27 protein-coding genes are annotated in these 23,960 nt (G+C 71.6%); 16 read left to right on the plus strand and 11 right to left on the minus strand.

The annotated features are described in order from the left end of the window. Both NH287_RS00195 and NH287_RS00200 read left to right on the plus strand, forming a co-directional pair. A complete protein-coding gene (locus tag NH287_RS00195) occupies window positions 1-1,140 on the plus strand; it encodes a cysteine desulfurase family protein (protein WP_253033983.1) in 1,140 nt (379 codons plus the stop codon). Then, entirely contained in the window at window positions 1,140-2,102 is a 963-nt protein-coding gene (locus tag NH287_RS00200; RefSeq protein WP_253033984.1) for a glycosyltransferase family 2 protein, read from the plus strand. Before NH287_RS00195 ends, NH287_RS00200 begins: the two co-directional genes overlap by 1 nt. Window positions 2,103-2,121: 19 nt before the next feature. Here the strand turns inward: NH287_RS00200 and NH287_RS00205 are convergent, their stop codons facing one another. Continuing rightward, a complete protein-coding gene (locus NH287_RS00205) occupies window positions 2,122-3,999 on the minus strand; it encodes an ABC transporter ATP-binding protein (protein ID WP_374209345.1) in 1,878 nt (625 codons plus the stop codon). A 136-nt stretch (window positions 4,000-4,135) separates the two neighbouring features. Here NH287_RS00205 and NH287_RS00210 point away from each other — a divergent pair, with 136 nt between their 5' ends. Then, window positions 4,136-5,611, plus strand: coding sequence for an MDR family MFS transporter (locus tag NH287_RS00210; RefSeq protein WP_253033986.1), 1,476 nt, complete (start codon window positions 4,136-4,138; stop codon window positions 5,609-5,611). 37 nt (window positions 5,612-5,648) lie between these two features. Here the strand turns inward: NH287_RS00210 and NH287_RS00215 are convergent, their stop codons facing one another. Next, complete coding sequence (locus tag NH287_RS00215) at window positions 5,649-5,786, minus strand: hypothetical protein (RefSeq protein ID WP_217530317.1); 138 nt, start codon at window positions 5,784-5,786, stop codon at window positions 5,649-5,651. Window positions 5,787-5,872: 86 nt separating this feature from the next. On the opposite strand from NH287_RS00215, the gene NH287_RS00220 reads away from it, so the two are divergent. Next, window positions 5,873-6,433 (plus strand): type 1 glutamine amidotransferase domain-containing protein, encoded by a 561-nt coding sequence (locus tag NH287_RS00220; RefSeq protein ID WP_253033987.1) that lies wholly within the window; start codon window positions 5,873-5,875, stop codon window positions 6,431-6,433. Window positions 6,434-6,484: 51 nt separating this feature from the next. Here NH287_RS00220 and NH287_RS00225 read toward each other — a convergent pair whose 3' ends face one another. Beyond that, entirely contained in the window at window positions 6,485-7,036 is a 552-nt protein-coding gene (locus NH287_RS00225; protein WP_253033988.1) for a copper resistance CopC family protein, read from the minus strand. 138 nt (window positions 7,037-7,174) lie between these two features. On the opposite strand from NH287_RS00225, the gene NH287_RS00230 reads away from it, so the two are divergent. Next, entirely contained in the window at window positions 7,175-7,345 is a 171-nt protein-coding gene (locus NH287_RS00230; protein WP_253033989.1) for a hypothetical protein, read from the plus strand. Between the two features lie 10 nt (window positions 7,346-7,355). Here the strand turns inward: NH287_RS00230 and NH287_RS00235 are convergent, their stop codons facing one another. After that, a complete protein-coding gene (locus tag NH287_RS00235) occupies window positions 7,356-8,276 on the minus strand; it encodes a helix-turn-helix domain-containing protein (RefSeq protein ID WP_253033990.1) in 921 nt (306 codons plus the stop codon). A 128-nt stretch (window positions 8,277-8,404) separates the two neighbouring features. On the opposite strand from NH287_RS00235, the gene NH287_RS00240 reads away from it, so the two are divergent. From NH287_RS00240 to NH287_RS00250, 3 genes are all read left to right on the plus strand, one after another. Then, window positions 8,405-8,743, plus strand: a complete 339-nt coding sequence (locus tag NH287_RS00240) for an ATP-dependent DNA ligase (protein WP_253033991.1) — start codon at window positions 8,405-8,407, stop codon at window positions 8,741-8,743. 93 nt (window positions 8,744-8,836) lie between these two features. After that, window positions 8,837-9,232, plus strand: coding sequence for a hypothetical protein (locus NH287_RS00245; protein WP_253033992.1), 396 nt, complete (start codon window positions 8,837-8,839; stop codon window positions 9,230-9,232). Window positions 9,233-9,397: 165 nt separating this feature from the next. After that, window positions 9,398-9,715: a helix-turn-helix domain-containing protein gene (locus tag NH287_RS00250; protein ID WP_253033993.1), complete on the plus strand. Its 318-nt coding sequence runs from the start codon at window positions 9,398-9,400 to the stop codon at window positions 9,713-9,715. Here the strand turns inward: NH287_RS00250 and NH287_RS00255 are convergent, their stop codons facing one another. Together NH287_RS00255 and ychF are read right to left on the minus strand one after the other, a co-directional pair. After that, window positions 9,716-10,489: an alpha/beta fold hydrolase gene (locus tag NH287_RS00255; RefSeq protein WP_064001775.1), complete on the minus strand. Its 774-nt coding sequence runs from the start codon at window positions 10,487-10,489 to the stop codon at window positions 9,716-9,718. Between the two features lie 12 nt (window positions 10,490-10,501). Next, entirely contained in the window at window positions 10,502-11,575 is a 1,074-nt protein-coding gene (gene ychF, locus NH287_RS00260) for a redox-regulated ATPase YchF (protein ID WP_064001774.1), read from the minus strand. A gap of 105 nt (window positions 11,576-11,680) precedes the next feature. Between ychF and NH287_RS00265 the strand changes: the two genes are divergently transcribed. Together NH287_RS00265 and NH287_RS00270 are read left to right on the plus strand one after the other, a co-directional pair. Next, window positions 11,681-12,271 (plus strand): 3'-5' exonuclease, encoded by a 591-nt coding sequence (locus NH287_RS00265; protein WP_253033994.1) that lies wholly within the window; start codon window positions 11,681-11,683, stop codon window positions 12,269-12,271. 57 nt (window positions 12,272-12,328) lie between these two features. Then, window positions 12,329-13,591 (plus strand): DNA recombination protein RmuC, encoded by a 1,263-nt coding sequence (locus NH287_RS00270; RefSeq protein ID WP_253033995.1) that lies wholly within the window; start codon window positions 12,329-12,331, stop codon window positions 13,589-13,591. A 4-nt stretch (window positions 13,592-13,595) separates the two neighbouring features. Here NH287_RS00270 and NH287_RS00275 read toward each other — a convergent pair whose 3' ends face one another. Then, entirely contained in the window at window positions 13,596-13,877 is a 282-nt protein-coding gene (locus tag NH287_RS00275) for a hypothetical protein (protein WP_253033996.1), read from the minus strand. Between the two features lie 133 nt (window positions 13,878-14,010). Next, window positions 14,011-15,000 (minus strand): class II fructose-bisphosphatase, encoded by a 990-nt coding sequence (gene glpX / locus NH287_RS00280; RefSeq protein ID WP_217530336.1) that lies wholly within the window; start codon window positions 14,998-15,000, stop codon window positions 14,011-14,013. Window positions 15,001-15,189: 189 nt separating this feature from the next. On the opposite strand from glpX, the gene fbaA reads away from it, so the two are divergent. Continuing rightward, the gene (gene fbaA, locus NH287_RS00285) at window positions 15,190-16,221 is read left to right on the plus strand and encodes a class II fructose-bisphosphate aldolase (RefSeq protein WP_217530338.1); all 1,032 of its coding nucleotides are present in this window, start codon (window positions 15,190-15,192) and stop codon (window positions 16,219-16,221) included. A gap of 61 nt (window positions 16,222-16,282) precedes the next feature. On the opposite strand, the gene NH287_RS15135 is transcribed toward fbaA, so the two are convergent. From NH287_RS15135 to NH287_RS00300, 3 genes are all read right to left on the minus strand, one after another. Continuing rightward, the gene (locus NH287_RS15135) at window positions 16,283-18,022 is read right to left on the minus strand and encodes a peptidoglycan DD-metalloendopeptidase family protein (protein ID WP_308210375.1); all 1,740 of its coding nucleotides are present in this window, start codon (window positions 18,020-18,022) and stop codon (window positions 16,283-16,285) included. 63 nt (window positions 18,023-18,085) lie between these two features. Further along, window positions 18,086-18,610, minus strand: a complete 525-nt coding sequence (locus tag NH287_RS00295) for a DUF6264 family protein (RefSeq protein WP_253033997.1) — start codon at window positions 18,608-18,610, stop codon at window positions 18,086-18,088. Beyond that, entirely contained in the window at window positions 18,607-19,641 is a 1,035-nt protein-coding gene (locus NH287_RS00300) for a 4-hydroxy-3-methylbut-2-enyl diphosphate reductase (protein ID WP_217530565.1), read from the minus strand. Before NH287_RS00300 ends, NH287_RS00295 begins: the two co-directional genes overlap by 4 nt. Before the next feature lie 85 nt (window positions 19,642-19,726). Between NH287_RS00300 and xseA the strand changes: the two genes are divergently transcribed. Genes xseA through NH287_RS00325 form a run of 5 tightly spaced genes read left to right on the plus strand, consistent with a single transcriptional unit; the run spans window position 19,727 to window position 23,954 of the window. Next, the gene (gene xseA, locus NH287_RS00305; protein ID WP_217530342.1) at window positions 19,727-21,022 is read left to right on the plus strand and encodes an exodeoxyribonuclease VII large subunit; all 1,296 of its coding nucleotides are present in this window, start codon (window positions 19,727-19,729) and stop codon (window positions 21,020-21,022) included. A 10-nt stretch (window positions 21,023-21,032) separates the two neighbouring features. Continuing rightward, window positions 21,033-21,254, plus strand: coding sequence for an exodeoxyribonuclease VII small subunit (locus NH287_RS00310; RefSeq protein WP_064001765.1), 222 nt, complete (start codon window positions 21,033-21,035; stop codon window positions 21,252-21,254). Further along, window positions 21,254-21,877: a DUF4245 domain-containing protein gene (locus NH287_RS00315; RefSeq protein WP_253033998.1), complete on the plus strand. Its 624-nt coding sequence runs from the start codon at window positions 21,254-21,256 to the stop codon at window positions 21,875-21,877. The genes NH287_RS00310 and NH287_RS00315 overlap by 1 nt, the downstream gene beginning before the upstream one ends. Window positions 21,878-21,909: 32 nt before the next feature. Further along, entirely contained in the window at window positions 21,910-22,509 is a 600-nt protein-coding gene (locus tag NH287_RS00320) for a carbonic anhydrase (protein ID WP_253034046.1), read from the plus strand. Window positions 22,510-22,556: 47 nt separating this feature from the next. Next, window positions 22,557-23,954, plus strand: a complete 1,398-nt coding sequence (locus NH287_RS00325; protein WP_253033999.1) for an aspartate ammonia-lyase — start codon at window positions 22,557-22,559, stop codon at window positions 23,952-23,954. Window positions 23,955-23,960: the final 6 nt, after the last annotated feature.

Consider the following 23,960-nt stretch of genomic DNA (forward strand, 5'->3'; position numbering starts at 1 on the left):
GTGCTCTACCTCGACCACGCCGCCTCCGGCCCGGTGCGCGCCGAGGTGCGCGAGGCGATGCTGCCCTTCCTGGGCGACCGGTTCGGCAATCCGTCGAGCCACCACACCGTCGGGGAGGATGCCGCGGGTGCGCTCGAGGACGCGCGGCGGCGGGTGGCCGCGGTGCTCGGCATGCGTCCGGGGGACGTGGTCTTCACGTCCGGGGCGACGGAGGCGAACAACCTCGCGATCAAGGGGGTCGCCGTCGCCGCCCTCCTGCGTCACGGACGCCCCGGCCACGTCGTCACCACCGCGATCGAGCACGAGTCCGTCCTCGCCTCGGTCGACCACCTCGAACGCGTCCACGGCGTACGGGCGACCCGCCTACCGGTCGACCCGCACGGCGTGCTGGACCCCGCGGTCCTCGCCGGCGCGCTGCAGGACGACACGGTCCTCGTGTCGGTGGGGTACGCCAACAACGAGATCGGCACGGTGCAGGATGCCGCAGCCCTGGCCGCCGTCACGGCGGGCAGCCGCATCCCCTTCCACCTCGACGCGGTGCAGGCGGCGGGATGGCTCCCGCTGTCGGGGACCGGCGCCGACGCCCTGTCGCTGGCGGGCCACAAGATCGGCGCACCCCAGGGGGTCGGCGTCCTCGCCATACGGGGCCGCATCCCCCTGGAGCCCGTCCTCCACGGCGGCGGTCAGGAACGCGATCGGCGCAGCGGCACGCAGAACGTCGCCGGCGCGGTCGGGTTCGCCCTCGCGCTCGAACTCGCCGAACGCGAGCGCGACGCCGCCGCCGCCCGGGTCACCGTCCTCCGGGACGCCTTTGTCGCCCGCGTGCAGGCGCTCGTCCCCGAAGCGGTCCCCACGGGGCATCCGACCCGTCGCCTCCCCGGCACCGCGAGCTTCACGTTCGCGGGGGTGAGCGGCGAGGCCGTGCTCCTCGAACTCGAACGCCGCGGCGTGGTCTCCTCGAGCGGCTCGGCCTGCGCGGCGGGCAGCGACGAACCGTCGCACGTCCTCGTCGCCCTCGGGATCGCCCCCGAGGTCGCCCAGTCGTCCGTGCGGTTCAGTTTCGGCCACCACGCCGCGGGCGACCCGACCCGGATCGCCGACGCGGTCGCGGCCTCCGTCGCGGCGGTACGATCGCGGTGATGAGCTCCCCGACCGTCACCGTCATCGTGCCCGGCCGCGATGTCGGCGCCTTCGTGGACGAAGCCCTCGCCTCCCTCCGCGCACAGACCCGCGGCGACTTCCGCGCGATCCTCGTCGACGATGCCTCGCGGGACCGGACGGCCGAGGCCTTCGCGGCCGCCGCGGCGGCGGATCCTCGCTTCCGCCTGGTGCGCCACGAGGTGGCCCGTGGCCTCGGCGCATCGCGCAACGAGGCGCTCGAGCTCGTCGACACCCCGCTCGTCGGCTTCTTCGACGCCGACGACGTGATGACCCCTCGCGCGCTCGAGATCCTCGTGGGGAGCCTCGAGGCCTCCGGCAGCGAGGTCGCCGTCGGCGCGTACGTCCGACTGCGAGCGGATGCCGCGGGTCGCTACGCCCCCGGGGTCGTGCAGCCGTGGGTCGCCGCCTCGACCTCCCCCGCCCGGCGCGGCACGAGCCTGGCGGAACACCCCGACGTCTCGGGCAACATCGTCGCGTGGTCGAAGGTGAGCCGCCTGGACCTGTGGCACCGCGAGGGCCTGCGGTTCACGGAGGACAAGGCCTACGAGGACCAGGTCGTCGCCCAGCAGCTCTACAGCGCGGCCCACGGCATCGACGTGATCCCCGACGTCGTCGTCCACTGGCGCGAGCGCGCCGACGGCACCTCGATCACGCAGCTCCGTCACGCGGTCCCCGTCCTGCAGGACTACCTCGACGGCATGAGCGGCGGCCTCGCGGTCCTCGATGCCGCCGGGCGCACCGCCGCCGCCCGGTCACGGGTGCGCCTCATCCTCGGAATGGACGTCCCCGCCCTCGTGAGGATCGCCGAACACCACCCCGATGACGCCTACCGGAAGCTCCTCGGCGCGTTCACCCGTGGACTCACCGAGCGCGCCGAGCGCGACGGCATCCCTCTCGACGAGGACTCCGCCGCGCTCCGGGCCGCCGCCCTCGCCTGGTGACGCGCGGGCGCGGTGCGGATCAGACCGCGCCCTCGATGCGCCCCGCCGCGATCTGCTGGGCGGCGAGCTCCGCGTAGAGACCGCCGAGAGCGAGGAGCTCGGCGTGCGTGCCGGACTCGACGATGCGCCCGCCGCTCACGACGTGGATGACGTCCGCGGCGACGACCGTCGAGAGCCGGTGCGCGATCGACAGGGTGGTGCGCCCCCGCGCCGCCTCGTCGATCGCCTCCTGCACGACGCGTTCCGAGACCGTGTCGAGCGCCGAGGTCGCCTCGTCGAGGAGCAGCACGGGCGGGTCCTTGAGCAGCACGCGCGCGATGGCGATCCGCTGCTTCTCCCCGCCCGAGAGCCGGTACCCGCGCTCGCCCACGATCGTGTCGTACCCGTCTTCGAAACCCGCGATGACGTGGTGGATGTTGGCGGCGACGCACGCGGCCTCGATCTCGGCATCCGTCGCCTCCGGCCGGGCGTAACGCAGATTGTCGCGGATCGAGGCGTGGAAGAGGTACGTCTCCTGCGACACGATCCCGATCCGGTCGATGATCGAGGCGTGCGTGAGGGTGCGGACGTCGGCACCGGCGAACAGCACCGTGCCCGCCGCCGGCTCGTACAGGCGTGGGGCGAGGTAGAGGATCGTCGTCTTGCCGGCCCCAGACGGTCCCACGAACGCGACGTGCTGGCCCGGCTCGGCGACGAAGGACACGCCGTCGAGCGTCGCGGGGCTCTGCGGACCGGCATCCGGGTATCGGAAGGACACGTCGCGGAACTCGATCCGTCCGAGCGGACCCGGCGCCGCCGTCACGTCGATCGCGTCGGGGCGGTCCGTGATCGCGGGGCGCAGGTCGAGGTATTCGAAGATGCGGGCGAACAGGGCGCGCGAGGTCTGGACGTCCAGCGCCACGCGCATGAGGCCCATGAGGGGCATCAGCAGGCGCGCCTGCACCGTCGTGAAGGCTACGACCGCACCGGCCGTGATCGCGGGGCCGTCGCCCGAGATGAAGAGGCCCGCGACGAGGTAGATGACGGCGGGCACCGAGGACATGATGATCTGCACGACGGCGAAGAAGCCCTGACCGCTCATCGCCTGCCGCACTTGCAGGCCGATCTGCGTGCGGTTCTCGGCGGCGTACCGCTCGGACTCTGCGCGCTGGCGGTTGAACGACTTCGACAGCAGGATGCCGGAGACGCTCAGGGTCTCCTGCGTGATCGCGCTGAGCTCGGAGAGGGACTCCTGCGTCTGCCCCGCGATGCGCGCCCGCACCTGGCCCACCCGGCGCTGGACGAGCACGAGGATCGGCATCATCACGACGGCGATGAGGGTCAACCGCCAGTCGATCAGCACCATCGCGACGAGCGCCGAGATCACCGTGACGGTGTTGCCGAGGATGCTCGTCACCGTGTTGGTGAGCACGCCCGAGACGCCGCCGACGTCGTTCTGCAGACGGGACTGGATGACGCCCGTCTTCGTGCGGGTGAAGAAGCCGAGGTCCATGGCCTGCAGGTGCTCGAACATCCGCACCCGCAGGTCCCCCGTGACGCGGTTGCCGACGGTCGAGGTGAGCCACGTCTGCGCGATGCCGAGCCCCGCGCCGAGCACGAACAGCGCGATCATCGAGAGGACGAGGACACCGAGCAGGCCGAGCCGCGGCGACGAACCGTCGACGGGGAAGAGCGCGTCGTCGAAGATCCGCTGCACGAGAAGGGGCGGGATGACGCCGACCGCCGCACCCGCGACGACGAGGACCGCCGTCACCGCGAGCCGGCGGCGGTACGGCCGGAACAGCGCGGCGACGCGGCGGCCGAGGTCGGGGACCTCGGGGGCCGACGCGTTGCGGCGGCGCTGGGCCTCCTCGTCGACCGCACGGAACCCGCCCCGCCCGCCTCCGGGTCCGCCCATGCTCATCCCGTCACCATAACCCCGCGCCGGGGTCGCGGCGCCGGCGCGGGAATGCCCGGCTCACAGCATCCGTTAAGCTGAACGGCTCGCCCGGGCCCGGCACCTCCGCCGCATCCCGCCCACTCGAAGGATCCCCGTGCCCCTTTCGGACACCGCTTCCACTCCCGTCGTCCCGACCGATTCGCGACCCGCCAGAACCGGTCCGGTCATCGCGCTGCTCGTCGTCGCCGCATTCGTCGTCATCCTGAACGAGACGACCATGTCGGTCGCACTGACCGACATCGTCGCGGACCTGGACATCACCGTCGCCACGGGTCAGTGGCTGACCACCGGCTTCCTGCTGACGATGGCTGTCGTCATCCCGTTGACCGGCTTCCTGCTCGAGCGCTTCCCGCTGCGCTCCGTCTTCTTCGCCGCGATGAGCCTGTTCGCCGCCGGCACGCTCATCGCCGCCCTCGCCCCCGGCTTCGGCTTCCTCCTCGTGGGCCGCATCGTGCAGGCCAGCGGCACCGCGATCATGCTGCCGCTCCTGTTCACGACGGTCCTCAACATCGTCCCGCCGTCGCACCGCGGACGGATGATGGGTCTCATCTCCGTGGTCATCGCGGTCGCGCCGGCGATCGGCCCGACCGTCTCCGGCGTCATCCTGTCGACGCTGACCTGGCACGCGATCTTCTGGGTCATGCTGCCCATCGCCCTCCTCGCCCTGGCGCTCGGAGCGGTGTGGGTCAAGAACGTCACCACGACGCGACCCGATGCGCGCTTCGATCTGCTCTCGGTGCCCCTGTCGGCCTTCGGCTTCGGTGGGCTGATCTACGGCTTCAGCGCGATCGGCGAATCGGCATCCGGTCACACCCCCGTGCCCGTCTGGATCCCGCTCGCCGTCGGCGCCGCATCCCTCGTCCTCTTCGTCCTGCGCCAGCTCCACCTGCAGAAGACCGACAGCGCCCTCCTCGATCTCCGTACGTTCCAGACGCCGGCCTTCTCGCTCGCGATCGTGCTCGTCGTCATCGTGTTCATGGCGCTGTTCGGCTCGATCATCCTGCTCCCCATCTACCTCCAGCAGGTCCTCGGCCTGGACGTGCTCGGGGTGGGGCTCGTGCTGCTCCCCGGCGGCATCCTCATGGGCGCGATGGCGCCGTTCGTCGGCAACGCGTTCGACCGCTTCGGACCGACCCCCCTCGTGATCCCGGGGATGCTGCTGGCCGCCGCGGCCCTGTGGGGCATGACGTTCTTCGGTCCGGACACCGGTGTCGCCTTCGTCATCGCGGTGCACCTCACGCTGAGCCTGGGGCTCGGACTCACGTTCACCCCGCTCATGACGTCCGCGCTCGGCTCGCTCCCCCGCCGGTTCTACCCCTACGGTTCGGCGACGGTGGGCACGCTGCAGCAGGTCGCCGGCGCCGCCGGCACCGCCGTGTTCGTCGCGATCATGACCGTGGTCACGGCCGGCGCCATCGCCGAGGGCAGCGACGAGGTCATCGCCAAGGCCGACGGCATCCACGCGGCGTTCCTCGTCGGTGCGATCGTCGCCACAGCGGCGGTCGCCCTCGCCCTGTTCGTCCGCAAGCCCGCAGAGGGCGATGTCGATCTCCCCGCCGCGGCGCACTGATCCCCGCCGCGCCTTGACGCCGCCGGTGCGGGAGCGGTCAGTCGATGCTGCAGCTGCCGCCGCCGCAGCACGCGGCGCCCTGATCGAGGATCTGGAGCGACGGCTTCTCGTCGGCGGCATCGGTCGTCGTGGGGACGGGCTGCAGGTTCGGGGTCGGCAGGTTCGACATCGCCATGTCGATCAGCCTACGCCGCATAAACGCGGGCGGGGCCGCGGTCAAGGGCCCGCCACCGGCGCGGGCCGCGGCGTAACGTGCGGGCCATGAGCAGCACCGACGGAACCCTCAGCGGAAAGCGTGTCGCGTTCGTCGCGACCGACGGATTCGAAGACAGCGAACTGACCTCGCCCTGGCAGGCGGTGACGGATGCCGGCGCCACCGCCGTGCTCGTCTCCCCCGACGCCGGGAGCATCACCGGTAAGAACGGGCACGAGCAGCGGGTCGATGTGACGACCGAGGAGGCGGAGGCCGCGGACTTCGACGCCCTCGTCCTCCCGGGCGGTGTCGTGAACGCGGACGACCTGCGCCTGGACGCGGCCGCCGTCCGCTTCGCGCGCGACTTCTTCGCGCAGCACAAGCCGGTCGGCGCGATCTGCCACGCCGCCTGGCTGCTCGTGGAGGCCGACGTCCTGGGCGGGCGAACCCTGACGAGCTACCCGAGCCTGCGCACCGACCTCGTCAACGCCGGGGCGACGTGGCAGGACGAGGAGGTGGTCGTCGACGCCGGCCTCGTGTCGAGCCGCACCCCCGACGACCTGCCGGCGTTCGACGCCAAGCTCGTCGAGGAGATCGCCGAAGGACGTCACGCGGCGCAGACCGTCTGACCCACCGGATGCCGCACCCCCGCAGGCGCGCGGGGTGCGGCATCCGTCGTCTCAGCTCTCGTCCGACCGGGTCCGGCGACGGGAGAGGACGATGCCGACGACGACGGCGATCACGGCGACCGCGATCACCGAGCCCACGACGACGGGAAGCAGCGCACCGTCGTCGCCCGGGAGGGCCTCACCGGCGACGTCGTCGGAGGTGATGGGGGCGCCGCCGCCGACCATGAACGGGATGGTCCCGCTGATGGGGTGCCCGTCGCTGGAGACGACACGCCACTCGACGACGTAGCCGGCGGCCGGCAGCTCCCCGTCGAGCGCCATCGTGAGGGTGTTGGTGTCGATGGTCGGATCGCCCTCCGCCCAGTCGCGCCCCGCCGCGTCGAAGACCGCGACCGTCGCCCCCTCGGTCATGATGGCGGCCGAGTACGTGAGGGTGATCTCCGCGGGCGCCTCGGCCAGATCGGCGCCGGCGGCCGGGGAGCTCCCGACGAGCTCGTCGTGCGCTGCGGCGGGGTTCGCGACGGTCAGGACCGCCGCCAGAGCGACGACGATGCCGGCGAGAGCGGCGCGCACGGAGGCGGGGAGGGACGAGAGGACGCGCATGCCTCGATTCTCCCGCGTCCGGCCCTGCGGGAGGTCTGTGCGACCGGCGCTAGCGACCGGCCCCGTCCGGCGCAAGGCGGGCACGACGCGACGGGCTGCGGGGTAGCGTTCACGGACGACACGACGAGAGGACCGGCGATGACCGACGACACCGCAGGAGTCGACAAGCCCGAGGACCGTGGCGCGCCGAGTGCCGAGTACGACGTCCGGGTGAGCGAGCACGACGGGGTGACGCGCATCGACATCGCCGACGACGCGGTCGCCCGCCCCGGGCCGGGACCGGGTCAACCCGAGGCCGACGAGGACTGACCCGCGCGCGTCAGAGCCCGAGGAGCTCGTGGGGCGTCGTCCCGTAGCTCCGCAGGTGGTGACGGGTGAGCCCCGTCTCGGTGAACCCCCAGCGTGAGGCGATCTCGGCGACGGTCACCGTCCCGTCGAGCGGGGCGCGCAGGATGTCGGCGTGCGCGGCATCCAGCCGGACCGCCGTCAGGTGCTCTGCGGGGGTGCGTCCCGGAACGGAGTGGGCGCGGAACGCGCGGTCCAGCGCCGCCGAGCCGACACCCGCCGCAGCGGCGGCGTCGTCGATCGTGATCGGCAGCGAGGCGTGGTCCTCGAGGAAGGCCACCGCCATCCGGTAGGCGGCCTGCTGCTGCGCGATCGTCTCGCGCCGGACGCGGGCATCCTCGACGGCGGCGAACGTTTCGAGGGTGGTGACCGCGAGCGAGCGGAAGACGGAGGCGCGCACGAGGTCGTTGCCGAGGAGGGCTTCGGTGTCGAACGCCAGCGCCGCCACGGAGCGCCACGCCCGGGAGAGAGCCGGAGTGGACGGGGCGGTACCGCCGAATCGCAGCGTCAGGGTGTCGTCGTTGTACACGGTCCGCGCAACGTCCGTCAGGACCTCGACGGGGAGCGCGACGACACGGACCCGGGCGTCCTGGAGCCGGCAGTCCAGTGTCCCCGGCTGGAACAGCACGGGAGCCTCGGCGGTGCCCCGGACGCCGTCGACCTCCCATTCGTAGCGGTCGTCGCTCCGCACGACGATGACGGCCTCGAGCTCGCACGACGCGCTGTAGCTGCCCTTCACGTGCAGCCGTCGGAGACCGAACTGCTCGTCGCCGGTGCTCGATTCCTCGAAGACGAGGTCGTCGGCGTCGAGCTGGACGTTGCCGTAGCTGCGCCGGATGTACGACTCGGTCTCGCCGAGATCCGCGGAACGGAAGTGCTCCTCGAGCACGGTCATGGGGTCTCCTCACACCGGTGCCCGCGTCTCATCCTATGATCCCCCCGCGGTCTCCGGGCCGGCGGGGTCGACCTGCGCAAAACGGATATCCGTGCGCATAATGGCTACACCGCCGCAGAAGGAGCACCGTGGGAAAGTTCATCTACAACGAACGCATCCGTGTCGATTTCGAGGACCGGGTGCTCGCCCACCTGCAGGTGGTCATCACGACCAAACTGCGCCGAGGCGAGTCGTTCACGTTCATGTGGCGCAACGACCAGAGCCTCGGCGACGGCCGACAGGTCGTCTGGCTCCACCCGGGCGCCGACCTGACCTTCCAATACTTCGGAAGCCGGCAGCCGAGCCTCAACCCCGCCTGGCTCGACGCGCTCAGCTACGTCGCGAACTCCCCCTCCGGCCTCTACCTCGTGCCCGAGCCGCAGGGAAGCGCCGCGGCCGGGGTAGGGTCATCGGAGCGGATCGGGTGATCCGGCGCCGGCTCGTCAGGAGAATCCGGCATGGGCGTTGAGGTCGATCCGAAGGTCCGCGACCAGACCATCGTCGCGAGCGACGCCGCATGAGTGCAGAGCGCCGTGGCGCAGCTGAGTACCCGGATCGCCGTCCGCGACATCGGCTCCCCCCTCGCCCTCCGGCAGCGGATCGTCGGTGACGACCGCCTCCTGCTGACCTCGTTCGGCATCGACACCCACCTGCACGTCGAGTCCGCCATCACCGGCGCGGTCGCGATCGCTCGGCGCCGGGAGGGCGACCTCCGCACCGTCACCAACGGCGAGGAGGTCGACGCGGGCCGGCCGTTCCTGCTGCGGCCCGGGCGAGCCGAGTCGTGGTCGCGCAAGGTGACGGCCGACATCGTCAGCGTGGATCTACCCGCCCTCGGCGCCTTCACCGGTCACGACGAGTCCGCACTGCACTTCGGTGCGACCCACGCCCTCTCCCCCGAACTGCAACGGCACTGAGACCTCACGATCGACCACGTCACCCGTGTCTTCGACGATCCCGAGCTGCTGCACAACCCCCTCATCCGTCAGGCCGCCGTCGATGCGGTCTTCGCCGCGACGCAGCACGCGTTCGACATCCGATCGGTCGCGGACCGGCCCGACACCCGCGCCGGAACGGATGCCGTGGGCCGGGCGACCGCGTTCATCGACGTGCACCTGGCCGACCCCCTCAGCGTCGGCGACATCGCGCGGGCCGCGCGCCTCAGCGTGCGAGGGCTGCAGAACGCCTTCGCGCGCGTGCTCGACACCACACCGGCCGCGTACGTGCGGAGCGCACGTCTCGCCGCCGTCCGGGCGGAACTGGTCGCCGCGGAACCGCCGCAGACGACGGTCGCCGACGTCGCCCGGCGCTGGGGCTTCGCCCACCTGCCGCGCTTCGCGCAGCACTACCGCGCGGAGTTCGGCGAGCAGCCCAGCGAGACGCTGCGGCGCTCCCGCTGATCAGTCCCAGCCGAGGTAATCCTCGATCTGGAAGGCCGTCTCCCCCGGGTGGGTCATGGGGAAGAGGTGGCCGGCACCGGGCAGCCGCACGACGCTCGTGCGGTCGGCCGCGGTCGCCTGCAGATCGTCGCCGTTCGCCGGCGGTGTGATCGCGTCGTCGGCGCCCTGGATGATGAGGATCGGAAGGGATGCCGCGAGGGTCGCCCAGTCCGCGACCGGGGTGGAGGCGAGGGCTCCGCTCTGCAGGTCCTCGACCTCGAGGTCGCGCGAGCGGGCGAACACGTCCCAGGCCAGCGCGGTGTCGATCCCGGGGCCGACGAGGGTGCGGACGGCATCCGCGTCGGGGGCCTCGACGGGCGTGGCGAACGCGGTCTGGAGGGCGCGGGCGGCGTCGTCTTCGAGCGGACGCGTCGATTCGACGCCGAGGAGCAGGACTCCGCTGACCCGGCCGGGGTGGTCGAGGGCGACCGTCCGCGCGACCGCGCCGCCGAACGCGTGCCCGCCGATCCACGCCGCGGCGATCCCGAGGTGGTCGAGGACGTCGATGACGTCCTGCGCCAGGTCGTGCATCGACACCGCAGCGGGGCCGGGGCGCCGCGAACCGATGCGGACGATCCGGAACCCCTCCTCCTCGAGGATGCTCGCGAGCCCGCCGAGGTAAGCCACGTCGAGGCCCTGAGCGGGTATGAGGACGAGGGCGGGACCCTCCCCCTCATCGATGAACGGGATGGCACGAGCCTCGGCGTCGAACACCTGGCGCTGGATCTGTGACATGGGAGAGGTCCTTCAGTTGTTGAAGCGGAACTCGACGACGTCGCCGTCCTGCATGACGTAGTCCTTGCCCTCGAGGCGCGCCTTGCCCTTCGCCCGCGCCTCCTGGACCGAGCCCGTCGCGACGAGATCCTCGAACGAGATGACTTCGGCCTTGATGAAGCCCTTCTCGAAGTCGGTGTGGATGACGCCGGCGGCCTGCGGCGCCTTCCATCCCTTGCCGATCGTCCAGGCGCGGGCCTCCTTGGGGCCGGCCGTCAGGTAGGTCTGCAGCCCGAGGGTGTCGAACCCGACCCGGGCGAGCTGGTCCAGGCCCGACTCGTCCTGCCCGGTCGAGGCGAGCAGTTCCGCAGCATCCTCCGGGTCGAGCTCGGCGAGCTCGGACTCGATCTTCGCGTCGAGGAAGACGGCCTGGGCGGGCGCGACCAGCGCGGCGAGTTCCGCCTTGCGGGCGGCATCCGTCAACACGGCCTCGTCGACGTTGAAGACGAAGATGAACGGCTTGGCGCTGAGCAGGCCGAGTTCGCGGATGGGCGAGAGATCGATCCCGGATGCCGAGAGGAGCTCGCCGCGCTGCAGCGCCTCCTGCGCGGCCTTCGCCGTCTCGAGGACCGAGGGGTCGAGCTTTTTGCCGCGCACCTCCTTCTCGTAGCGCACGATCGCCTTCTCGAGGGTCTCGAGGTCGGCGAGCTGGAGCTCGGCGTTGATCGTCTCCATGTCGTTCTTCGGGTTCACGGCCCCGTCGACGTGGACGACGTCGTCGTCGGCGAACCCGCGGACCACCTGGGCGATCGCGTCGGCCTCGCGGATGTTCGCGAGGAACTTGTTGCCGAGGCCCTCGCCCTCGCTCGCACCGCGCACGATGCCGGCGATGTCGACGAACGACACGGTCGCGGGCAGGATGCGCTCGGACGAGAAGATCTCCGCGAGGGTGTCGAGCCGGGGGTCCGGCAGGTTCACCACGCCGACGTTCGGCTCGATCGTCGCGAACGGGTAGTTCGCCGCGAGCACGTCGTTCTTGGTGAGGGCGTTGAAGAGGGTGGACTTGCCGACGTTGGGCAGTCCGACGATTCCGATGGTGAGAGCCACGGGCATCCACTCTACGCGGCGTGCGCGCGGCGCCCCGCCCGCCGGTCCCGGTTCCCGGCGGCGCGCCTCCGCCGGGGCGGCCCTCCCGGCGGCGAAGGTGAGGGCATGCCCTTGGACTTCACCGCGATCGACTTCGAGACGGCGAATCCCTCCAATGCCTCGGCGTGCGCCGTGGGAGTGGCCCGGGTCCGGGGTGGTCGCGTTGTCGCCTCAGAGGGGTGGCTCATCCGCCCCCCGGTCGGCCACGACCGCTTCTTCGAGGTCAACGTCGGCATCCACGGGATCCGCGAGTCCGATGTCGTGACGGCCCCCACCTGGACGGAGCAGCTGCCGCGCCTGCTCGATTTCGTCGGCGACGACATCCTCGTCGCCCACAACGCCGGCTTCGACATGCGGGTCCTCCGCACCGCATGCGAGGTCACCGGTCACGTCCCGCCGGAGGCCCGCTACCTCTGCAGCCTGCACGTCGCGCGCAAGACGTACGACCTCCCGTCGTACCGGCTCCCGTTCGTCGCGGCGGCCGCCGGCCACCTCGACTTCGCCCACCACGACGCCACCGCCGACGCGCTCGCGTGCGCGCAGATCGTCATCGACGCAGCGGCCCGCGCCGGGGCCGGCGACCTCGTCGAGCTCGCGATGCTCCTGGGCGTCCGCATCCCGCAGATCCCCTCCGCCGTTCCCGCCACCGCCGCCTGAGACCCCTCGCCCGCGCGGCGACGACGGATGTCGGAGGCCTGGGGCACCATGACGGACATGGATGCCGTCTTCTCCGTCGTACTCGCCGTGCTCTGCCTCCTCGCCGGCGCCGTCGCCGCGGGCGCGGTCGTCTCGGCTCGTGAAGCCGGGCGGCGGGGCGCGCTCCAGGCGCAGGCCTCGGCGGCCGAGGCGGCGCGCGATGCCCTGCAGGTCCAGCTCGACCAGCAGCGTTCGCTCCACCGCGACGTGACGGCCCGCATCCACGCCGAGCAGGCCGCGCGCGACGAGCGGGAACGCCGCGAGCAGACGGTGCTGCGCGCGCTCGCCCCCGTGCAGGAGACCCTCGCCGCGATGCAGCAGAAGGTCGATCACCTCGAGCGCGACCGGCAGGAGCAGTTCGGGTCGCTGGCCGAGCAGCTGCGCCGCGCCCAGGAGTCCGACGAGGCGCTGCGGGCCACGACCGAGTCGCTCGCCGGAGCCCTGCGCTCCAACGGCGCGCGCGGTGTGTGGGGCGAGACGCACCTGCGCCGCATCGTCGAGTCCGCGGGTCTCACGCGTTACGTCGACTTCGACACGCAGACCTCGATCTCCACGGATGCCGGGGCCGGCCGCCCCGACATGATCGTCCGGCTCCCCGGCGACAAGGCGTTGGCGGTCGACGCCAAGGCGCCGTTCGACGCCTACCTCGAGGCCAGCGCCATCCCCGTGACCGCCGTCGGCGAGGAGGCCGCGCGGCGCAGCAGGCTCCTCGCCCGACACGTCGCCGCCGTGCGCGGCCACATCGACGCCCTCGCGAAGAAGAAGTACTGGGCCGGGATGCCGTCGAGCCCCGAATTCGTCGTCTGCTTCATCCCGAGCGAGTCGCTGCTCGCCGCCGCCCTGGAGGAGGACCCGGCCCTCCTCGAGTACGCGTTCGGTCGGCGGGTCGCCCTCGCCTCCCCCGTGAACCTGTGGGCGGTCCTCAAGACCGTCGCCTACACGTGGACGCAGCAGGACGTGTCCACCGAGGCGCGCCGGCTGTTCGATCTCGGCAACGAGCTGTACCACCGGCTCGGCTCGCTCGCCGGTCACGCCGACGACCTCCGGCGCGCGATCGAGCGCACCGTCGACAGCTACAACCGGTTCGCCGGGTCCCTCGAGACCCGCGTCCTGGTGAGCGCCCGACGGTTCCCGGGGATCGACGACACGCAGCTCGAGGAGCTGCCGTCGCCGACCACGATCGAGTCGACGACACGCCGACTCACGGCTCCCGAACTGCTCGAGGATCGAGAGCAGGCGGCCGATCTCGGCGAGCTGCGCGGACGCGTCGCGAGCGACTGAGCGCTCAGGAGGGGAAGAAGGTCATGAGACCCACGACGCCGATGGACACGGCGAGGAACGCGCCGATGAGCCACCACGCGTTCACTTCGTGCCCGGGGGGCATGCGACGGCGCAGGAGGACGTCGGGACGGCGGGCCGGGTCGTCGGCCACGGCGATCGGTGCTGTCACGGGACGCACACCACCGGTCGCCTGACCCACGATCGGGATCTGGCCCGTCGGGGTGACGGGGAGGTGACCCGTGAGCGAGAGCTGGCCCGTGCGCGGGTCACTGGATGCGGTCGACATGTGAACTCCTGGGGGCGGTGGCGAGTGCCGGGGACAGCTGACACCATCGACCATTGTGCCAGAGGGGTCGTGCCGGGTCCTGGGTTGACGCTCAGCGCGCGTGTCCGCTACGAGGTCTCGGCGACCGACCGGATCACAGCCACTTCGAGGTGAGGTGCTCCGAAGAGATCCGCCGAAGCGTGCCCGAGGCCCCCCGCAGGACCACGCTCTCGGTGTAGACGAAGTCGCCCACCCGACGCACCCCCGCGACCAGTTCGCCGTTGGTGACGCCAGTCGCGACGAAGAGGGTGTTGTTCCCTCGGACGAGGTCGTCCGCTTCGTACACGTGGTCGTCGAGCCGGAGTCCCGCGTCGATGCCCCGCTGCTTCTCGTCGTCGTCACGAGCCCACAGCCGTCCTTGGATGTGACCCCCGAGCGCCTTGATCGCGCAGGCCGTGACGATGCCTTCCGGGCTGCCGCCGATGCCGACGCACATGTCGGTGCGGGCGTTGTGACGTGCCGCGTTGATGCCGCCGGCGACGTCGCCGTCGCTCATCAGTCGCGTGCCGGCGCCGGCCTCGCGGATCTCCTCGATGAGCTTCGCGTGGCGCGGCCGGTTCAGGACCGAGACGACGAGTTCGTCGACGGGCTTGTCGAGCGCCTTCGCGAGGCGGCGGATGTTCTCGGCGATCGGCAGACGGATGTCGACCACCCCGACGCCGGCGGGGCCGGTCACGATCTTGTCCATGTAGAAGACCGTCGAGGCGTCGAGCATCGCTCCGCGATCGGCCACGGCGATGACCGACAGGGCGTTGTTGCGCCCCTCTGCGGTGAGCGTCGTGCCGTCGATGGGGTCGACGGCGATGTCGCACTGCGGTCCGCGCCCGGTGCCGACACGCTCGCCGTTGAAGAGCATGGGGGCGTTGTCCTTCTCGCCCTCGCCGATGACGATGACGCCGTCGAAGTTCACCGTCGTGAGGAAGGCGCGCATGGCGTCGACGGCCGCGCCGTCTGCGAGCTCCTTCTTGCCGCGCCCGATGAACGGGACGGAGCGGATCGCGGCAGCCTCCGTCGCGCGGACCAGCTCCAGCGCGAGGTTGCGGTCGGGATGCAGCGGACTCATGTCGGCAGTCAGGCTCACCATGGGCTCAGCCTAGGCCCGGCCTCCCTCGTGCCCCGCGGATTCCGTAGTGACGGACACGAAGGAATGCCGAATCTTTCCATCGGTGAAGAGACCGGCCCCGCGCGATACGCAGGCTGACCCCGAACCGGAGCGGATGCCGACCCTTCGATAGAGTTGGCCTGAATCCACACCCCGTCCCGAGGAGCTCACATGCCCGTCGCCACCCCTGACCAGTACGCCGACATGCTGGATCGCGCGAAGGCAGGCGGATTCGCCTACCCCGCGATCAACGTCTCGAGCTCGCAGACCATCAACGCGGTCCTCCAGGGCCTGACCGAGGCCGGCTCCGACGGTATCCTCCAGGTCACCACCGGCGGTGCCGACTACTTCGCCGGCCACACGGTCAAGGGCCGCGCCACCGGCGCCCTGGCCTTCGCCAAGTACGTCACCGAGGTCGCGAAGAACTACCCGATCACCGTCGCCCTCCACACCGACCACTGCCCGAAGGACGCCCTCCCCGGCTTCGTCCTCCCCCTCATCGAGGCCTCCGAGGCCGAGGTCAAGGCCGGACGCAACCCGATCTTCCAGTCGCACATGTGGGACGGATCGGCCGTGCCGCTGGACGAGAACATCCAGATCGCGCAGGACCTGCTCCCGCGCATGAAGAACATCAACGCCATCCTCGAGATCGAGGTCGGCGTCGTCGGCGGCGAGGAGGACGGTGTCGCGCACGAGGGCTCGAACGACGCCCTGTACACGACCGTCGCCGACGTGACGAAGGCCGTCGAGGCGCTCGGCCTCGGCGAGAACGGCCGCTACATCTCGGCGCTGACCTTCGGCAACGTCCACGGCGTGTACAAGCCGGGCGGCGTGAAGCTCCGCCCCGAGCTCCTGGGCGAGATCCAGGAGGGCATCGCCGCGCACTTCGGCACCGGCCCGAAGCCGCTCGACCTCGTCTTCCACGGCGGCAGCGGCTCGTCCGACGAGGAGATCGCCCTCGCGGTGAGCAACGGCGTCGTGAAGATGAACATCGACACCGACACCCAGTACGCCTTCACGCGCTCGGTCGCCGGTTACATGCTGTCGAACTACGAGGGCGTCCTGAAGCTCGACGGCGAGGTCGGCAACAAGAAGCTGTACGACCCGCGCGCCTGGGGCAAGGTCGCCGAGTCCGCGATGGCCGAGCGTGTCGTCGCCGCGACGCAGCAGCTCGGCTCGGCCGGCAAGTCGCTCGGCGTCTGAGCAGAGCGGCCCCCACGACGAAACCCCGGTCCGCACGGACCGGGGTTTCGTGTCGCCGGGCTCAGTACCGGGCGGTGCCCAGGACGTCACGCGGGTACAGGGCGTAGCGCACCCCGTCGACGGTGAAGGCGGTGTGCAGGTGGGGGCCGGTCGAACACCCCGTGGAACCGACGGACCCGATCCGCTGTCCGGCGGCGACGGTCTGACCCGTCTTCACCGAGAAGGCGCTGAGGTGGGCGTACACCTGCTCGAGCCGCATCCCGTCGACCGTCGAGGTCACGACGACCTCTTTCTGTTTCGTGGTGTTGGACGCCCAGGAGGGGCAGCCGGTCCGGATCCACACCTCGCGGACCGAGACGGTCCCGCCCCGCATCGCGTAGACGGGCGTCCCGGTGGGCGCGGCGATGTCGTCGCCGCTGTGGCCCGAGTAGGTCGTGAAGGTACCCGAGGGGCGCAGCGGGTACGCCCACCCGTAGCGGCCGGGCACCGACGGCCCGGCGGCCGTCGCGTCGGGCTGGGCGGACATCGCCGCGCTCGTCCAGACGTCGTCGCCGTCGCCGTCGACGAGCCGGAGCACCCCGTCGTTGCCGAGGATCGCGGCCCTCGCCTCGAGCCCGGCGGTCTGGGACGACCACACCGAGACGCCGCGCTCGTCGAGCAGGAGCAGCTCCCCGTCGCCCGAGAAGAGGAGGCTGGCGTCGAAGGTGCCGGTCGTCCGCGCACTCCTCACGAGGGCGTAGTCACGCGTGAGCGCCACGTTGCCGTCGCCGCGCAGCCCGAACGTGTAGCGACCGTCGGGTGAGGTGAGCAGCACGCCCGGACGGAGGGTCGTCCCGGGGGTCATCACGGACCCGAGCGAGAGGGCCACGGCTTTGCCCGCCGAGGTCGTCGTGACGCTCCGATGATTCTTCTTGACGGCGGTCACCGAGACGCTGACCGAGCGGCCGGCGGCCCACGTCGGGACCTCCCAGCTCGTCCCGGTGGCGCCCTCGATCGCTCCGCCGTCGACCCGCCACTGCACCCGAAGCTGGTCGGGCGCCGGTCGCCACGAACCCGGACTCACGGTCAGCGTCCTGCCCGCTGCGGCCGTCCCGGTGATGGTCGGCTTCGGTGTCGACGTGAAGGGGGCGAGCACGCCGATCCCGGCGGACGTGCGAACGGCCGGGGTGTAGCCCGTCTTCGTGCCGGTGACGCGCACCGCGACGGTGGTACCGGCATCCGCTCCGACCAGGCGATACGTGCGCGCCGTCGCTCCCGCGATCGGGGCGCCGCCGCGGAGCCACTGATACGCGAGTGCGGTCCCCGCGGGAGCCCAGGTGCCGGGGGCCGCCGTCAGCGTGGCGCCGACGGTGCCCGCGCCCGAGATCGTGACGGCGGACGGCGGCGTCAGAAGGCGCGCCACGACCACCCCCGCGCTCGTGCGCACGAGGGACGTGTACCCGGTCTTGGCAACGGTCACGCGGACCGACAGCGTCGCGCCGGCATCGGCGGCCGCGGGGGTGTACGTCGCCCCCGTGGCGCCGGGAAGCACGGCTCCCCCGCGCATCCACTGGTACGCGACGGTGACGGGAGCGGGGCCGAACCCGACGACGGTCGCCGTGAGCTTCGCCCCGACGGCGGGGGTTCCGGTGACGGCCACCGTGCCCGCGGTCAGCGCCGCGGCGGTCGGCGAGGGGGTCGCCGCGGCGAGGGTCGCTGCGGGATTAGATGCCGCCGTGGCGGGCCCGCCGGCCAGAAGCAGACCGATCGTCGCGGCCAGAGCGACGGCGGTGGAGGCGATCCTCCGGGGTGTGCCGGTCACGATTCCCCTCCCGAGATGACGCACGCGAGGGAACACCCGCAGCAGCCCTAAAACTACCAGGTGCTAGGAACCGAGCGCGAGGCCCCGCACGAGGCCCGGGTCGCCGAAGATCGGGATCACGAGGCAGACGCTCACGATCACGAACGTGACGATGGCGCCGACGAGCGGGATCCACCAGCTCGCGCGGGCCTTCGCGAGCGACCACCACGACAACCCCGCGGTGAGAATCCAGCCCACCGCGAAGACGGTCGCGCCGACCCCGCCCCACAGCGCGCCCTGGGCCGTGTTGGTGAACTCGCCGTTGACGCCGGCGACCTCCATCCAAGTCTTCGCGAACGACGTGAAGTCCACGAGTTGCGGGATCGCACCGATGACGGTCACGAGGCCGTAGGCCAGGAGCGCCACGGTGATGATGCGGTCCGCCATCCGCGTCGGACGGGCCGCCACGGTCGTCGCCGGGGCGGTGGGCGGATGCGGCGGGTCGACGGGTGCCGCCGGTTCCGGCTCCGGCTGCCGGATCGCGGCGCGCTGCTGCTCGGGCGTCGCGTACTCCCCGTACTGCGGTCGCGGTCGGGGGTCGTCGCTCACGGGCGGGTCCGCCCCCCGAGGGCACGGTCGTCGGTGCGGCCGGAGCGGTCCTGACGGAGTTCCTTCGGCAGCGAGAACATGAGGTCCTCCTCCGCCGTCTTCACCTCGGCGACATCCCGGTACCCCGCGCCGGCGAGGTCCTCGAGGACCTCGGTCACGAGCACCTCCGGGACCGAGGCGCCCGAGGTGACACCGACGGTCTCGACGCCGTCGAGCCACTCCTGCTTGATCTCGTGGGCGTAGTCGACGCGGTACGCCGCCTTCGCGCCGTACTCGAGGGCGACCTCGACGAGCCGGACGCTGTTGGACGAGTTGGCCGAGCCCACGACGATGACGAGGTCGGCATCCTTCGCGACCTTCTTGATCGCGACCTGACGGTTCTGCGTCGCGTAGCAGATGTCGTCGGAGGGCGGGTCCTGGAGGTTGGGGAACCGCTCGCGGAGGCGGCGGACCGTGTCCATCGTCTCGTCCACCGACAGCGTCGTCTGCGAGAGCCACACGACCTTGTCGGGGTCCTTCACCTCGACGGTGTCGGCCTCTTCGGGCGAGTTCACGACGGTGACGTGGTCCGGCGCCTCACCGGCGGTCCCCTCGACCTCTTCGTGACCGTCGTGCCCGATGAGGAGGATCTCGAAGTCGTCGCGCGCGAACCGCACGGCCTCGCGGTGCACCTTGGTGACGAGCGGGCAGGTCGCGTCGATGGCCTGCAGTCCACGGTCGGCGGCGGCGTTCACGACCGCGGGCGAGACGCCGTGCGCGCTGAAGACGACGTGCGCGCCCTCGGGCACCTCGTCGACCTCGTCGACGAAGATCGCGCCCATCGACTCGAGTTCGGTCACGACGTGGATGTTGTGGACGATCTGCTTGCGCACGTAGACGGGCGCGCCGTAGCGCTCGAGCGCCTTCTCCACCGCGATGACGGCGCGGTCCACGCCCGCGCAGTAGCCGCGCGGAGCGGCGAGGAGGACGCGCTTGGAGCCCTGGACGGGGAGGTCGACGAGCCGCCCGCGGGCTCCCGGGATTCGGGGCATCGGCAGCGAAACGGCAGGTGAGGTCACCCCTCGATTGTACGAAGCCCCGGCTGGGTGGGGGACGTGTGCAGCAAGATGGGTGTCCGTGACGACTTTCCAGACCGAGCCGGGCGCCGTCCCGCCGCCGGACGCCGTGCACCCGCGGGACTCCTCCCCCGACACGCCGACCTCGGTCTCCCGACTGAACGAGACCATCCGCGACTTCGTCCAGAAGTGGGGGTCGGTCTGGGTCGAGGGCGAGATCACGGCCTGGAACCTGCGGGGCGGTCACGTCTTCGGACGCCTGAAGGATGCCGCCGGCGACGGCATGCTCTCGTTCCGGATGTGGTCCTCGACGCTGCAGCGCACCCCCGACGACCTGAAGATCGGCGACCGCGTGATCGCCTGCGTCAAGGCGGACTACTTCACGAAGACCGGAGATTTCACCTTCACGGTCTCGTCGATGCGCCACACGGGCCTCGGCGACCAGCTCGAGCGGCTCGAACGCCTCCGCGCCACGCTCCGGGCCGAGGGACTGTTCGATCCCGCACGCAAGAAGCCCCTCCCCTTCCTCCCCCACGTGATCGGACTGATCACGGGCGAGCGCAGCGACGCCGAGAAGGACGTGCACCGCAACGCCGAGCTGCGCTGGCCGCACGTCGTCTTCCGCACCGTGTACGCCGCCGTCCAGGGCGACCGCTGCGTCCCCGAGACCCTCGCCGCCCTCCGCACCCTCGACGCCGATCCTGAGGTCGACGTCATCATCATCGCCCGCGGCGGCGGCGACCCGCAGTCGCTGCTGGGGTTCAGCGATGAGCGCCTGGTCCGCGCGGTGGCCGCGGCATCCACCCCCGTCGTCTCGGCGATCGGACATGAGAACGACCATCCGCTCCTCGACGAGGTCGCCGACCTGCGTGCGTCGACCCCGACCGACGCGGCCAAGCGCGTCGTGCCCGACGTGTCCGAGCAGCGCGCGCTCGTCCAGCAGCTCCGCAGCCGCGCCCGCACGCGGCTGACCCAGCGCGTCTCGCACGACATCGCGGCGCTCGCTCAGCTGCGCTCGCGTCCCGTGCTGCGAGACCCGGAGTCGATGCTCACCGGTCGAGCCCAGGAGGTCGTGGCGCTGTCGTCGCGCGGGCGTGACGTCATGCGACGGCGATGGGATGCCGCGGCCCGCACGACGGCGGAGCTGCGGGCGTCGCTGCGCGCCCTCTCCCCCGGTGCGACCCTCGACCGCGGGTACGCGATCGCGCACCTGCCGGGCGGCGCCATCGTCCGCGACGCCGCACAGGCCCCCGTCGGCACGGACGTCGTCGTCACCGTCGGTCGCGGCTCCTTCGCGGCGCGCTCGTCCGGCGAGGTGCCGGAGGCCGGGGCGGAAGGCCCGTCACCCGCGAACTAGGATGGAGGCCATGACGACCGACGCCGGGGATGTGTCGACCCTCTCCTTCGAGCAGGCCCGCGACGAACTCGTGCAGGTGGTCGCGCAGCTGGAGCAAGGCTCCCCCACCCTCGAGGAGTCGCTCGCCCTCTGGACCCGCGGCGAGGCCCTCGCCGCGCGCTGCGAGGAATGGCTGCTCGGCGCGAAGCGACGCCTCGACGAGGCGCGTCCCGACGGCGGAACGGCGCCCTGATGGCCCGGCCCCGCATCGTCGCCGAGCTCGGCCGACCCGAGACACCCGAGGAGACCGCCGCGCGCAAAGCCGCGGCCTCCGAGCGCTACCGCTCGAGCAAGACCTTCCGCAACCTCATCGCCGCGCTCATCGTGTGCGTCGGCATCATGGCCGTCGTCTACCTCGGGGTCCCCCGCGGCACCCCCGCCGACATCCCCGAAGCCGACGTCCCCGTCGCCGCCGCAGAGGCGGAGCGGACCGCCGGGCACGGTGTGATCGTCCCCAGCGCGCCCGACGAGTGGCGCGCGAACTCCGCGAAGGTCGAGGGCGGCGAATGGCGCGTCGTCTACGCGCCGTCGACCGGCTACGTCGAGGTGACGCAGGCCTTCGCCCCGCCGGAGGGCTGGGTCTCGCGGGAGCTCGGCGGCTACGCCCCGACTGGGACGACCACGATCGACGGCATCGAGTGGGACGTCTACGACCTCCCCAGCGCCGTCGACACCATCGACTACGCCCTCGCCACCACGGCGGGCACCGACACCGTCGTCATCGGCCTGGCCGCCTCCACGGACCGCGGCGCCGCCGAGACCGTCGCCGCGAGCCTGGGCGACCAGATCCGCACCCTGAGAGAGGAGCTCCGTTGAGCACGACGACCCCCGCAGACGTCTGGACGGCCATGCTGGAGGGCAACCGGAGATTCGTCGCCGGTGAGCCGCGGCATCCCCGGCAGGACGCCGAACGCCGTCACGAACTCGCACACACGCAGCGTCCGACCGCTGCCCTGTTCGGCTGCTCCGACTCGCGACTGGCCGCCGAGATCATCTTCGACGAAGGCCTCGGTGACCTGTTCGTCATCCGCAACGCCGGCCAGGTCGTCTCCGACTCGGTCATCGGCAGCCTCGAGTACGCCGTCGCCGTGCTGAACGTCCCGCTCATCGTCGTCCTCGGCCACGACGAGTGCGGCGCCGTGCGCGCGGCCATCGACTCGACCGCGGCGGATGCGCCCGCCCTGCCCGCGAACATCTGGCGACAGGTGGCCCCCATCGTCCCGGCCGTCCGACGCGTGCTCACCGCCCACGAGGGCGCCACGGCGCAGACGGTGGATGCCGAAGAGGTCGGCCGCGAGCACCTCCGCGACACCGTCGCCGGCATCCTGCGCTCGTCCGAGCTCATCAGCGAGGCCGTCGCGGAGGGTCGCGTCGCGATCGTCGGCGCCAACTACCGCCTCGCCGACGGCACGGCGATCCCCGACGTCGTCGTGGGCGACGTCGCCTGAGCTCAACACCCCGCACGACAGTCACTGAAACGAGGACGTGAACGACCATGACTGAGCCGACCGAGTACCGCATCGAGCGCGACACGATGGGCGAGGTGCGTGTTCCGAAGGACGCGCTCTACGCCGCGCAGACCCAGCGCGCGGTGGAGAACTTCCCGATCTCGGGCTCCGGCCTCGAGTCGACGCAGATCGCGGCCCTGGCACGCATCAAGAAGGCGGCCGCGCTCGCCAACAAGGAGCTCGGCACCCTCGACGGCGCCATCGCCGACGCGATCGCCTGGGCGGCGGACGAGGTCGTCACCGGCGCGTACGACGAGCACTTCCCGGTGGACACGTACCAGACCGGCTCGGGCACCTCCTCGAACATGAACATGAACGAGGTGCTCGCCACCCTCGCGACCCGCAAGCTCGGCGCTCCCGTCCACCCCAACGACCACGTCAACGCCTCGCAGTCGTCGAACGACGTGTTCCCCACGTCGGTCCACATCGCCGTCACGCAGGCCCTGATCGACGACCTCATCCCCGCCCTCGACCACCTCGCCGTGGCGCTCGAGGAGAAGGCCGAGGCGTGGAAGAGCGTCGTCAAGAGCGGCCGCACCCACCTGATGGACGCCACCCCGGTCACGCTCGGCCAGGAGTTCGGCGGGTACGCGCGTCAGATGCGTCTTGGCATCGAGCGCGTGCAGTCGGTCCTCCCCCGCGTCGGCGAGGTCCCGCTCGGCGGCACCGCCGTCGGCACCGGCATCAACACGCCCCTCGGGTTCCCGCAGAAGGTCATCGCGCTGCTCGCGGCCGAGACCGAACTGCCGATCACCGAGGCGAAGGACCACTTCGAGGCGCAGGCCAACCGCGACGGGCTCGTCGAGGCCTCGGGTGCCCTGCGCACCATCGCCGTCTCGCTGACGAAGATCAACAACGACATCCGCTGGATGGGATCGGGGCCGAACACCGGTCTCGGCGAGCTCCACATCCCCGACCTCCAGCCGGGCTCGTCGATCATGCCGGGCAAGGTCAACCCGGTCGTCCCGGAGGCGACCCTCATGGTCGCCGCCCGCGTCATCGGCAACGATGCGACGGTCGCCTGGGCCGGGGCATCCGGGTCCTTCGAACTGAACGTCGCGATCCCCGTCATGGGCACGGCCCTGCTCGAGTCGATCCGACTGCTCTCCAACGCGATGCGGGTCCTCGCCGACAAGACCGTGTCGGGTCTCGTGGCGAACGAGGAGCGCGCAGCGGCCTACGCCGGCATGTCGCCGTCGATCGTGACCCCGCTCAACAAGCTCATCGGCTACGAGGCTGCCGCGAAGATCGCGAAGCACTCGGTCGCCAAGGGGATCACGGTGCGCGACGCGGTGATCGAGCTCGGGTACGTCGAGCGGGGCGAGCTCACCGAGCAGCAGCTCGACGAGAAGCTCGACCTCCTCTCGATGACCCACCCTGGTTGATAATCG

The organism is Microbacterium sp. CnD16-F (assembly GCF_024124465.1).
GTDB lineage: Bacteria > Actinomycetota > Actinomycetes > Actinomycetales > Microbacteriaceae > Microbacterium > Microbacterium gawkjiense.

Bases quoted from the DNA above. Each gene is read 5' to 3' on its own strand.
- NH287_RS00315 (WP_253033998.1), top strand. From the start codon at position 21,254: ATGGCCCGGCCCCGCATCGTCGCCGAGCTCGGCCGACCCGAGACACCC.
- NH287_RS00220 (WP_253033987.1), top strand. From the start codon at position 5,873: ATGAGCAGCACCGACGGAACCCTCAGCGGAAAGCGTGTCGCGTTCGTC.
- NH287_RS00275 (WP_253033996.1), bottom strand. From the start codon at position 13,877: ATGTCGACCGCATCCAGTGACCCGCGCACGGGCCAGCTCTCGCTCACG.
- NH287_RS00225 (WP_253033988.1), bottom strand. From the start codon at position 7,036: ATGCGCGTCCTCTCGTCCCTCCCCGCCTCCGTGCGCGCCGCTCTCGCC.
- NH287_RS00215 (WP_217530317.1), bottom strand. From the start codon at position 5,786: ATGGCGATGTCGAACCTGCCGACCCCGAACCTGCAGCCCGTCCCCACG.
- NH287_RS00310 (WP_064001765.1), top strand. From the start codon at position 21,033: ATGACGACCGACGCCGGGGATGTGTCGACCCTCTCCTTCGAGCAGGCC.
- NH287_RS00325 (WP_253033999.1), top strand. From the start codon at position 22,557: ATGACTGAGCCGACCGAGTACCGCATCGAGCGCGACACGATGGGCGAG.
- NH287_RS00230 (WP_253033989.1), top strand. From the start codon at position 7,175: ATGACCGACGACACCGCAGGAGTCGACAAGCCCGAGGACCGTGGCGCG.
- NH287_RS00265 (WP_253033994.1), top strand. From the start codon at position 11,681: ATGCCCTTGGACTTCACCGCGATCGACTTCGAGACGGCGAATCCCTCC.
- NH287_RS00255 (WP_064001775.1), bottom strand. From the start codon at position 10,489: ATGTCACAGATCCAGCGCCAGGTGTTCGACGCCGAGGCTCGTGCCATC.
- NH287_RS00270 (WP_253033995.1), top strand. From the start codon at position 12,329: ATGGATGCCGTCTTCTCCGTCGTACTCGCCGTGCTCTGCCTCCTCGCC.
- NH287_RS00200 (WP_253033984.1), top strand. From the start codon at position 1,140: ATGAGCTCCCCGACCGTCACCGTCATCGTGCCCGGCCGCGATGTCGGC.
- glpX (WP_217530336.1), bottom strand. From the start codon at position 15,000: ATGGTGAGCCTGACTGCCGACATGAGTCCGCTGCATCCCGACCGCAAC.
- NH287_RS00320 (WP_253034046.1), top strand. From the start codon at position 21,910: ATGCTGGAGGGCAACCGGAGATTCGTCGCCGGTGAGCCGCGGCATCCC.
- NH287_RS00205 (WP_374209345.1), bottom strand. From the start codon at position 3,999: ATGGGCGGACCCGGAGGCGGGCGGGGCGGGTTCCGTGCGGTCGACGAG.
- fbaA (WP_217530338.1), top strand. From the start codon at position 15,190: ATGCCCGTCGCCACCCCTGACCAGTACGCCGACATGCTGGATCGCGCG.
- NH287_RS00300 (WP_217530565.1), bottom strand. From the start codon at position 19,641: ATGCCCCGAATCCCGGGAGCCCGCGGGCGGCTCGTCGACCTCCCCGTC.
- NH287_RS00235 (WP_253033990.1), bottom strand. From the start codon at position 8,276: ATGACCGTGCTCGAGGAGCACTTCCGTTCCGCGGATCTCGGCGAGACC.